Genomic DNA, 12,025 nt, shown 5'->3' with positions numbered 1-12,025 from the left:
CTCGATAGCATAGCGAAATCGAGTATCACTGATCCTCTTCGCCGTAGGAGGATGAAGGGCGGACCATTCCAAAACCCTTCGGCCTGAGCACGCGCACCTCGGAGCGACGGAGTTCGGTTTCCAGCTCCACGAGAGCGACTTCAATGCGCAGCCTTCGGAGTTCCTCCATCGCCGCGTCGATTTCCTGTTCCGACAGCTGCTTGGATTTTCGAGAAAGAAAGGGGATCTTCATAGCGATTCCTCTCTTGCAGAACTCGACATACCCTAATTCGTTGCCTACCTTCCTCGTGAAATCCAAAGAGTGCGAGACGCACTGTTCCATCGCAACAGCTTGCTAGATCAGTTTCCACCAAAGTTGCTTTGGCGGGTTCCTCAAATCAGTTGCGTGCGAGCTTTCGACTTCAATTGATTTCCCGGTTGATCGCTTTGAAATGGCGCTGCGGCCTCGCGCGTGCTCTGGGAAATTGCTCGCAAAGCGAGATCATGTCCGCCATCAGTCCTCGACGCAAGGAAATGAAAGGGATGTCTCAGAGCGCCATCTCCTCCGCGCACTACGGGCGGCGCTCAACATTCAAAACGGAGTGCCGATGGACCCTGGTATTACCTGCGTTCATGCAATGATCGAATTTTCTCGGGCTGCTGTCATGGTTCTACGTAGCGTCGCGACACCAGATTCCGATTGCGCTGGCCGCATCGTCGGCCGTGCTTCGTTTCCCTGGCAATGAGTCCCACGAGTTCGCCGCAATAGTACCTTTAGGAGCACCCTAACGAGTTATGGACCGTATTGGGTGGCTGTAATCCTGGTGGTCCTCGCAAAAAAGATCGGTCTGATCTTGGTCGTGGGGCCGCACCCCGATGTAGCGCCAGCCCACGGGCTTTCGATCTTACATGCAGACAAGCCCGCCTTAGATGGGCAGCAGCTGATGGGTAGTTCAGATGCTTCGAGCACAAGTTTGATTTTCGTTGCGCCACGATCGCCAGGAAACATCTCTCCTCTCCGCAACCTGCTCCTTACGGAGGAATGATCAGTCGACTTGACTACCGGCTGGCAGTACTTTGCTGCACAGGCATCGCAACCACCGCGACCATATGTCCGCAGTTGTTACCAAAACGCCCCTGAATCACGCGGTAACCGGCCAACGAAGGTTTCGACAGCTGGACCAGCTCTGCATGAAAGGATTGATCATGCATGTCGATCGTCACCGAAACGTCCTGAAATTCCAAGAAGGTGCCGGTAACTGGGAAATAGGACTTGTAGAACGCCTCTTTGATGACAAAGAGCAGCTTCCCCGTGTCCATTCGGTCCTGGTCGCAGGCGCCAGCCCTTGCCCGTTCTTCCGGGCGACAGACCAGAGCAATAAGATCGGGATCAAGGGCAGTATCTCCCTCGATGTCTATACCAAGTGCGCGAAAATCGCGACTTCGGGCGACAATTGCAAATGAGAGTCTATTGGAGTGTGTGATCGATCCCACAATTCCAAGCGGCCAAATCGGCTCGCGATGCTCGCCGACCGGGATGCCGCAGGATTCGGTGCCAAGAATGCTCAGTGCTGCACGGGCGTAGGCGCGACCCGCGCGAAATTCATGAGTTCTCTTGGGTACAGCACGAGCAAGCGCCTGTTCCTCAACTTCAAAACCAGGAAACTCGCGGCGACCAATCGGTCCGCCGGCGACTGCTACACCCTGAGGCAGAAGATTCTTGAGCAGGTTAAGCATGATGGCAGCGAGATTCTAATTGTCAAAACTTTGCAGTAGATTTATGTCAGTGACATGCCAAAAGATCGGCAAGAAGCTTTCGAAGAATGGATTATTTTAAGCCGTGAGACCAGCGCGAAGTCGGGAACTGCCGGTCATTAAGCAGGGCGCATTTCCGTCAGGCGGCGGATTCATCATTTGTCTGCTGCTGGGCCTCATTGCTACGGTTGCGTACTTTCACTGATTTTCGAGTCTTGAGTTTCTGTTGTGGATTTCTCAGGAACCAATCGATCTCGGATCACGCCAGTCCGCTCTAGGGCTTGAAAAGCCGGTGACAAAATCAAGTGATTGCGTGAACTTAACGTCGAAGTCTCCCGCTGGTGCCGCGAGGCGCTCGCAGCTGAGCCGCGTAGCTTGTCTTGTTCGATCAAACTGCTCGCCCAGCGGGTGCGAGATATGAAAGCCCTGCCACGGAGCAAATCAAAAGCCCGATCGGGGTTCACCCAACGCCGTTAGCCTCGCCGTTTTTTGATTCTTGAGGCTGTCATTCGAATTAGTCGAGGTGCCCCAACTCCGCAGCTTCGCATTAAATGACTATTTCTAATTAAGCTAAGCACACTCGTATTCGTTCGAGCAGTTTCTCATCGCATGATGGCGGGCGAATTGCAGAGTATATTAAATGAACTGATGGGCGGAGGGGCGGCGAATTCACGTGAAACTAAATTTGTGTTGCCAGCTCTATAAATAAGGCTAAGATTGGGCGGATATTTTATATGCTTGTATGTGAGGGGCCTTTGATTAGTTCCAGCCCGAGTCTCCGACGTATTTTTGAGGCAAATCTGAAGCTGAAAGGCATAATGCTGGATATCCAGCGGCTGCGCGGGCTTGTGACTCGGGCAGAGGCCGAGGTGCATAACAGGCAAAGAAGAGTTCGGTCAGGACAAATTCAGGACCTTGGGTGCCTCCGAAACGCAAGTCCAAAAGCGATCGCAAATTCGCGATAGCCCCTTCTCTTGAGGGGAATTCCGGTAAGTTTGATTTTGGTATGCCGGTCCTGCAGTCTGCATAGCGCTATCGAGTTGGATAGCACTCGTTCGTATGCTTGGGACCTGAAGATATTTGAATCAGATCCGCTTTCAGCTACGCCTAACGCAATTCTTCCGTAGCGGCATCGGTGCCTGCCGCCCCACTCACAGCGAGGATGCTGCTGGATTTGGAGCGTCGCCCAACCTGATCATTGACTGTAATAATCCGTGTCGCGACAGACCACACCGGCATGGGGGAGGGCATTTGCAGTTGAAGAAGGACGATCTTCGCGAGCCAACGGCCGGATATCGCTTCGAGCGCGAAGACCGTATCTCTTAACTCTATCAATCAAGCATAATGTTGAACACGTCTTGTCCGATCAAGGCGGTAGATTTAATTTGTGGGCTGCTATTGATTTCATTTGTTTGATTGAGAAGAAATCGCATCGTGTGGCTCTACATCGGGATGGCGTCGATTTCATTAGTGGTCGCTGTACTTGCCTTCGTCCTGTACGTCGCCTTCAACCTGCCCGAAGACATTTATCACGATGGGGACTAGGCTCTGTACGTATAATCATTGAGCGTCTGCGTGGTCATGATTCAAGGCCCTGGACGACCTTCAATCACGAGCCGGTACGATGTCTCCGAGACCGATTGGCGTTTGATCGCACCGCTGCTCCTCGATCATTCGCGCTCACACCAGCCTGCAGCTGGTGGTAAAAAGGGCGCCCGGATTCACGCCAATGCCCGTTCTCGTAGAGAACTGAGGACCAAGATCAACGCAGTCGTGGGACGAAATTCGCGCCAATCAGGCGCGCCTCATCTCGAGTTCCGATGCAAGCAGGCGGGGCGGCCGAAGAGGTGATTGGATCTGTCGTTCTGCTCGCTCGTTCAATGAACGAGCGAATGAACTGAACTGAACTGAGGTTCGTTCGCGCTGACGATACGCGCGAGGCAATATCTGTCATGCCGACCAGAGCGCTGTAACGTCTGCGATAGGCGGCGTCAGCGGCGTCGAGCGTTCGAATGGCGTGTTTCCGCACCAGCTTGCCACCAGTTCGTCGAGTTCGCTCCTCGACCTGATGGAACTGAAAGTGTGATCAGCATTCTGGAAAAACTCCAGTTGCAAGGAATCGCCGAACGAAACCTTGGAGAAGGCGTTGATGAATTGTTCGCGGTAGGTCTGGCGAGGCGCATGATGCTGCCCCGTGCAAATCACGAGCAATTTCACCCCTGCCTGGGCAGTGGCCTCATAGGCTTTCTCGAGTGAAGCGCGGGGGTCTAATCCATGATATTCTAGGTGCAACGGGCCCCCGTCCAGATGCAGGGTCTGCGAAATATGTTCGAACAGGCGCCTCAGAAGCTTGCTCTTGTGTAGGCGAAAATTCCTCCAGTTCCTGACGTCCCGCAAACGGTGGGAGAGATAGTCGAAGAAGTAGCGGGCAGTTGGCGGGATGTAAGGATCAATCAGTACCAGACCGACGACGCGAGGATCGGAAAATCCGTACAGGATTGCGTGATCGGCCCCGGAACACAGGCCGATCAGCACGACCCGGGAAATCCCGCGCGTTGCCTGCAGCCAATCCAGAGCGGCCTCGATGTCCGTCAAATTGGACTGAAGAAGCGGCTGATCCGACAAATGGGGCGAGCTGTCGCCAAGACCGGAGAAGTCGAACCGCAGAACCGTGATGCCGGTTCGAGCAAGCTTCCGGGACATTCCGACGTACATGCGGTGATGGCCGACGCGGTGAATTGTTCCAGTGTTCAGAATGACGACGGCCAGTCTGTTTTCGTTGGACGGCACAGCTGGATCCGCAACGATTCCAACCAGCCCCTTCTCGCGACCGAATTGGGCGATCTTCTCGACAATGTGTGCTACCGTAGCCACTTCAGCATCCGTTCAAATACCTCGACTGGCAAACCCTCTTCTTGGTCTGCAGAATCCCTCCAGGGTGAGGGGGCTTCGAGGATCACAACTTCGCTGTCCTTCGAGGCGCTGCCGATGTTGCACTTTCGATGCTGATTGTCGGTGAAAATCGTCAAGACCTTCGAGGGGAGCCGCACTTCACGCGAGGACAGGTCAATGGACCTCAAGCCATCGATAAAGGATGATGAAACAAGAAGGCCTCCCAGTTGGGATGCAGCAACCTCCGGCGGTCCGTGCATAGGAGAAACAGGCGTGGTTTTGCGGTGATCGCCCTGCGGAGCTTGGAGTGACTTAAGGTAGTCGGTTCCGCACAAAATTGGATCCCACAGGACGATGCTGTCGGCCCTGACGGGCAACAGCGGTGCCGCTTCCACGACGAGTGTGGCGCCAAGCCGCATGCCGATGATGGCGATACGCGACGTCCCACTCATTTCCGTCAATTCCCTTAACGCCGTGCTGATATCGTTCTTCCAGCCGTCGAGTTCCGCGTCAATGGTCTCTCCGCCGGAATCGCCTGCGCCGAAATAGTCGAACCTCAATGTATCAAAGCCCGCGGTGCAAAGTCGCTTAGAAAGAACCCGCATCGCTCGGTGTGCGTTGGTATATTCCGTCCCCCATGATCCGCACAGCAGCGCAGCGCCTCCGCCACTGCGGTGCGTTGCCGGTTCGAAGGAGCCGAACAGGGGGCGCTTCTTTGATCCGAAGAAAAACGGCAACATCGCAAGAGTTACTCGTTTTCACGATCGGCGTATTCGGCGAATTGCCGCAGAGTTTTGAAGTAGAGGGTTCGTGGATCTAATGCGCGCCCAGTTCGCTGTTTGATGATGCTGACCATTCTTACCGCCAGGAGCGAGTGTCCGCCCAATTCGAAGAAATTGTCGTCTGCGCCGATCTCCTTCACGTGGAGCAACTCACGCCAGACGTCGGCGACCAGTTTCTCGATCGCTGAGGCCGGAACGATTCGCTCCGGATCCATCCGTACTTGGGCGATGAACGGATCCGGCAAGGCCTTGCGATCGACCTTTCTGTTCGGCGTCATAGGGATGTTGTCTATCGGCACCACAACGGCCGGGATCATGTAGTCCGGGAGGTGATTCCGGAGGTAGTTTCGCAACTCACTGACGATTACATCTTCGTCCCTGTAAACGACATAGGCGACCAGCCGGCAATCTGACGAACTCAGTTCCCGTGCGACGACGACCGTGTCAGCTACAGCAGGATGCTGTCGCAACACCGACTCGATCTCGCCGATTTCGATCCGAAAGCCTCGCACTTTGACCTGACTATCAATGCGGCCAAGGTGAAAAAGCTCGCCGTCTGAACTCCATTTGCCGAGGTCACCGGTCCTGTAAAGTCGTTCTCCCTCGCGCCCAGTGAAACGATCCTGCAAGAACCGCTCTGCAGTGGTTTCCGGAAGGCCCTGATATCCAATTGCGACACCGTCGCCGGCGATCAGAATTTCCCCGGGAATTCCTATCGGACATAGTTCACCTTCTCGATCCGCAATGTAAACGCGCGTGTTCTCGATCGGGCCGCCTATCGAAATGGGTGCGTCGCCCGGCTCAATTCGCGCAACAGTCGACCAGATTGTCGTCTCGGTCGGCCCATACAAGTTCCACAATTCGCCCACTCGGGCGAGCAGCGCGTCCGCGAGATCGCGAGAGAGCGCTTCCCCGCCGCACAAGGCACGCAGCTTTCCGTCACCTTTCCAGCCGCCGTCAATGAGCATGCGCCAGGTTGCCGGCGTCGCCTGCATGACGGTAGCGCCACTGTCCGCGAGCAATTGGGATAGCGCGGCCGCATCGGACGCCGTGGTCTTGGAAGCCAGCTCGATACATGCGCCGATACTCAGGGGCAAATAAAGTTCGAGCCCGGCGATATCGAACGAAATGGTTGTGACGGCAGCCATCACGTCGGTGGGATGCAAGCCCGGGCGTCGTGACATCGAAGAGAGGAAATTCGATAGTGAATGATGGCCGACGACGACGCCCTTCGGTCGCCCTGTCGATCCCGACGTATAAATAATGTAAGCGGTTCTTTCCTTCGACGAGTCGATCGAGCATCCGTTGTCGCTTGCGGCTCCGGTGACGATCGTGAGGGAGCTGCTATCGAAGTGATGTATGTCGTCAGGCGCAACAATATGGTCGTTGGAATCCGTGTCCGTAATCAAGGCGCGAACCTTGCTATCGGTCAGCATATACGACAGTCGGTTTGCGGGGAATGACGGATCAAGGGGGACATAGTATGCTTCCGCCTTTTGTATCCCGAGCAGGAGCGCGACCATGTCGGTCGATCGGGCCATACAAAGCGCTATTCCGTCGCCTGGTTGGATACCGAGACTACGCAGATTATTTGCGACGACGCCGGCGCGCGCGTTGAGAGCAGCGTAGGTGATCGTTTGCCCGCAGAAGGATATCGCGGGTGCGTCGGGGAACCGGACGACCTGCTCTTCGAACATCGTTATGAATCGCGGCCTGCTTGCGCACGGCGTATTACAAGTACCGGCGTAGTGTAGAAGCTGAGCTCGCTCCACCTCAGGTAAAATCGGAACCGATGCGACATTAGAGGTAGGGTCGTCCGCGAGCTGTTCGAGAATGCGAAGGTACTGGGCGGCAAAACGCTCGATCGTGCGTTGCTCGAACAGATCCGTATTATATTCGAACGTGATGCTGTGCGACACTTGAGCATCCATAGACAGGCTTAGTTCGAACTGAGCGCCCCCGCGGTCGATGACGGCCGGCTCCCACTTCAACCCGTCAAATGAAACACCGTGAAACGGGACGTTCAGCATATTGAACATCACCTGCACGAGAGGTGCTCTGTTGTTTTCCCGTGCGGCCGAAATGTCCTGCACCAATCTGTCGAAGGAAACGTCCTGCCGGGCGTAAGCATCGAGTGCAACAGTGCGGACGCGCTTTAGGAGCGCGAGAAAGCTGGGCCTGTCCGAGAGATCAATGCGTAGGGCAAGAGTATTGACGAATGTCCCTACGAGGTTCTCCAAATCGCTGTGGGTACGATTGGCGATCGGCACTCCGATCGCGAAATCGTCTTGCCCGGTCAAGCGATACAACTGAAGAGCGAAGGCCGCCAAGGTCGTCATGAAGAGGGTGCATCCCTCACGCCTACTCAGTCGATCCAGCTTCGACAGTACCGACGGGTCTATCGATGTCAGATAGCTCGCGCCATTCAATCCACGCACTTGTGGTCGAACGAAATCGGTCGGAAGCTCAAGTGCGGGCAATCCTCGCAGTTGCTCGCGCCAATACGCCAACTGCGTCTCATGGTGGCTTTGTTGCTGTCGCTGCCACGCTACATAATCGTGATAACGGAGCTTGAGTGGATCAAGCGCTACGCTTTGTCCGATCCGTAACGCATTGTATGCAGCGGCCAATTCTCGGGCAACGATTCCGACCGACCATTGGTCGCCCGAAATATGGTGCAGGGTCAGCTGAAGCAGATGTTCTTTGTCTGCGATCTGGAACAGTGACGTCTGAAAGACCGGGCCGCGGGATAGATCAATTGGAGTTTGCGCGGCTGCTTGAGCCATCCGCATTGCCTCGGCCAGTGCCGAGTTACCGAGCAAGCGCAGGTCGGTCGCGCTGAGTTTTTGAGGCTGCCAAGCGTTGATCTGTTGCCGTACTTCGCCGTTCACCTCTTGAAACGTTGTCCGCAAATTTTCATGCCGTCGGCGCATCTCATCGAGGGCGCGAGAAAGAGCCTCTCCATCCAGATCGCCGAATAGACGTACCGCACCACTCAGATTGTAGGCTGTATTTTGCGGGTCGAGTGATTGTATGAGCCACATTCGCTGCTGCGAATAAGAGAGTGTCGAGGGCACTTCCACTGATGGGGCTATTGGAGCGACGATACGCGTAAGCGATTTGTCGCTTCCATCCGAATCGGGATCCGGCGATCGATGACCAACACCGCGGGACTGCACAACGAACTGTTTGGTCGCTCCTATGGCTTGCTCGATTTGCCGCGCCAGATCCTTCAAAGTCTGAGCTTCGAAGATCGTGTGAAGCGGAATTTCAAGATTGAAAATTCGGGATAGGCGCGAGGCGACTTGGGTTGCCAGTAGGGAGTGGCCGCCTAACTCGAAGAAATTGTCGTACCGGCCAAAATGCTCGATCCGAAGCACCTCTTGCCAGATCGCATGGAGGGCAATTTCTGTACTTCCCTGGGGCCCGAAATCGGCGACGGCATCTTCTTGGGGTGGATGTCGTGCGGCAAGCGAGGGGCGGTCCACCTTTCCCCCGGCGGTTAGAGGCAGCGCTGCGACGGGTAAATATCGGGTTGGCCTCCAGTGAACGGGAAGGCTGTGGGACGACGCCCGCTGCATAGCTGAGATCGTGAGCGGGTCCGGATGGCCGAGCTCGGCCGGGTCTGCATCGGTCTCGGTGAAATAAGCCAGCAGCTCGCGCATGCCCACGGTGTTCTCGCGCAAAACGACCGCTGCGTCTTTCACCCGCTTGACTTGCTTCAGGCATCTCTCGACTTCATTCAAGTTCATCCAGATGCCGTGAAGCTCAATTTGGTCGTTACGGCGGCCCATCAGTTCCACCGAGCCATCTGGTTGCCACCGCCCGGAGTCGCCGGTCTTATAGAGCCGGATATCCGGATCGTCCGGGGCAAAGATTGATGAAACGAACCGCTCTTCATTGAGCGCCGGTTGCCGGAAATAGCCCCGCCCGATGCCGGCACCGGCGATGTAGATCTCGCCCGTGGCTCCTACTGGTACCGGCTGCATCAACTGATCGAGAATATAGATCTGGGCATTCGCGATCGGGCGTCCAAGTGTGTTTGAACTTGGATCGGCAACTAGACACTCACGGTGAATGGCCTCGGACGCTCCGTCGGTTGGCTGATAGAGGTCGTAAAGCCGTATATCCGGCAGAAGCTCGAAGCAGCGTCGCGACACCTGCGGCGAAAGCCGTTCGCCGCTACAGAGAATGCGGCGGATGGACCTGCAGCTATCCATCTCGGCACAATTGAGGAACGACGACAGGGCCGACACAAAGAAGTGGATAGTCGTGACGCTATGCGCGCCGATCAACTGTTTTAGATACAGCGGCTCGAGATACCCCCGAGGTTTCGCCACGACCAGTCTCGCCCCAACCGTGAGTGGCCAGAAGAATTCCCAAACGGATGCGGACAGTTGCAACGATGTCTTCTGCAGAACGCGGTCATCGTGCGATAGACGATATTGGTCTTGCATCCACTGCAACCGACTTACAATCCCCTGGTGCTCGTGCTGCATTCCTTTTAGGTCGCCCGTGGGACCCGACGCAAATATCACGGCGGCGAGGTTGCCGGGCGCCAATCTCATCGCCTCGGCCTCAAGGTCGGCCCCTGCGAATTCCGCAAGATCTGCTTCATCGATTGAGATGACTTTATAGCGGGTGTCCAGCAGGTGCGCCCGCAGGTGACCTGCGGTCAGGACGACAGATGGATCGATTGCCCGGAGCAAAGATGCCATTTGCTCCGATGCCAGATCCGGATCGATCGGGACATAGGCTCCCCCCGCCTTCAGGACAGCGATGACAGCCACCAGCATGTCGATAGACTGGCAGAGGTAGACGGGAACCAAGACCTCTGGCCCGACTCCTTCAGTACGCAGACGGTGAGCGAGCTTGTTGGAAAGAACATTCAATTGCGAGTAGGTCAGGCTGATATCTTCAAAGCAGACGGCAATCGCATTCGGAGTAGCTTTCGCCTGCTGCTCGAAGAGCCGATGAACAAGCGTATCGCCAGCATGACCGTCGCGATTGCCGGCGAAGCCGATCAGTATCCGCTCTCGCTCAGTGGATGTGAGCAGATTAGCGCGACCGCAAATCGTGCTTGGCCTCGCGGTGCACTGATTTATCAAGTCGCAGAGTTTGTGGAGGTGCTGATCGAGTTGCTCGACGGTATATTTGGCAGAATTCCCGACAACGTCGATCCGGTATCCGGTTTGTACCGAACCTCCATAATAGACAAACTGGATGTCCTCCACGCGCCAATTACCCAGCGGAGCGCGGCGGATGGGGTGGTCTGCGAATTTGATATTTTCATCAAGCGGCATATAATTCGCGAAGACAGAAAAAATGTCGTTCTGCGGCAAGATCCCCAGGTCGCGCCTGAGGTCTTCGACCCGGTATAACTGATGACGAAAGGCCCCCCGCATTGTTCGAACGGTCCGTTGCAACAGGGTATCGAAATCCTCGTCTAGGTTTACGTTGAGGCGAAGGGGGATCACGTTGGCTGCCATGCCGACGGCGCGTCTCGATTGACTTCCGATTCTCGCCGATACCTGCATCCCGAGCACGATGTCGCTGGCTCCCGTCATGCGACAAAAATAAAGAGCGATGCCGGCCATCATCACGGCCGCGGCACTCGATCCGTAAGCACGGCTGAGGCGCTCGATCTCCACGTCGCCGGGAATCCACCCGGTGAGCTGCCGGACGCCCTGTCGCGTGGCGTTTACGGTTGAAAGACTTGCAGTCTTCGGTCGATTCCTAAGGACGGTCAGCCAATATTCTCGATCGCGCACGAAATGTTGGGATTCGCGATACGCTCGTTCGGCTTCGATCAGGTCGTCCTGAGTGGCGAAGCGTTGAGGTTCGTAGTCGCTACGGCTGGTCAGATGGCCGTACAGTTCTGCGACGCGGCGGAGCAGGAGCGTCCAGCCAGCGCCGTCGTTGACCAAATGATGGTTGACGGCATACCAGAAGTAGCAGGCAGTGCCGATGCGAAGGAGAGAGAATCGAAACAAGGGACCGCGAGCAAGGTCGAAGCTGCGAGACATATCCGTCCGCATCCATGCTTCGGCCGCCGAACGGGGATTATTCTGCGGCGTAAAGTCGACGAACGGCATAGCCCAGTCGTCGTCTCTTCCCAAGTATTGCCGGGGCCCGTCATTCGTATCTACCACTCGGAGGTGAAGCGCGTCCGCCTCCATCACGGCTTCACGCAGAGCCAATTCGAAACGTTCCTTGTCGACGGCACCGCAAATTTCGACGCACTCGCCGATATTGAACGCGGGATCGTTCTGGTCGAGCATTTGGGCCAGCCAGATACTGAGCTGGCCTTGCGATAATGGGAGAAGTTTCGAATTATCGAAATTGGAATTATCGAAGTCCAAGGGGAGTCTGCTCCTGGCCCACTCGAAATTAACGATGTAAAACTAACTGTCCGTGGCTAAGCTATCCGAGTATCACAGATTGCATAATACTGGAATAATTCCGCCGATGCCCACATCCGGGTCATAGGATTAATAGACCGATTAGCCTGGAACCGGAGCGACTTTGCCTAGGGTGCATATATGCTGGACTGATCGGGTGTGTCGATTTGCCGCCGATTTTGCCGCGTTTCATGGCCGCCCGTTGAACCCGGAGCC

At 55.8% G+C, this 12,025-nt stretch carries 5 protein-coding genes; all 5 read right to left on the bottom strand.

From position 1 onward, the window contains the following. Positions 1-25: 25 nt before the first annotated feature. The gene (locus WHZ77_RS29755; RefSeq protein WP_375311205.1) at positions 26-232 is read right to left on the bottom strand and encodes a hypothetical protein; all 207 of its coding nucleotides are present in this window, start codon (positions 230-232) and stop codon (positions 26-28) included. An 806-nt stretch (positions 233-1,038) separates the two neighbouring features. Further along, positions 1,039-1,716: a 4'-phosphopantetheinyl transferase gene (locus tag WHZ77_RS29750; RefSeq protein ID WP_375311204.1), complete on the bottom strand. Its 678-nt coding sequence runs from the start codon at positions 1,714-1,716 to the stop codon at positions 1,039-1,041. A 1,968-nt stretch (positions 1,717-3,684) separates the two neighbouring features. Next, a complete protein-coding gene (locus WHZ77_RS29745) occupies positions 3,685-4,608 on the bottom strand; it encodes an alpha/beta fold hydrolase (RefSeq protein ID WP_375311203.1) in 924 nt (307 codons plus the stop codon). After that, on the bottom strand, positions 4,596-5,366 hold the full coding sequence (locus tag WHZ77_RS29740; protein ID WP_375311202.1) for a serine aminopeptidase domain-containing protein: 771 nt from the start codon (positions 5,364-5,366) through the stop codon (positions 4,596-4,598). Before WHZ77_RS29740 ends, WHZ77_RS29745 begins: the two co-directional genes overlap by 13 nt. Before the next feature lie 8 nt (positions 5,367-5,374). Further along, the gene (locus tag WHZ77_RS29735; protein WP_375311201.1) at positions 5,375-11,770 is read right to left on the bottom strand and encodes an amino acid adenylation domain-containing protein; all 6,396 of its coding nucleotides are present in this window, start codon (positions 11,768-11,770) and stop codon (positions 5,375-5,377) included. Between the last annotated feature and the right edge of the window lie 255 nt (positions 11,771-12,025).

This window comes from Bradyrhizobium sp. A5, assembly GCF_042076515.1.
Taxonomy (GTDB): Bacteria; Pseudomonadota; Alphaproteobacteria; order Rhizobiales; family Xanthobacteraceae; genus Bradyrhizobium; species Bradyrhizobium cosmicum.
The sequence above is the reverse complement of the archived record's forward strand: the minus strand, read 5'-3'. Positions and strand labels throughout refer to the sequence as shown.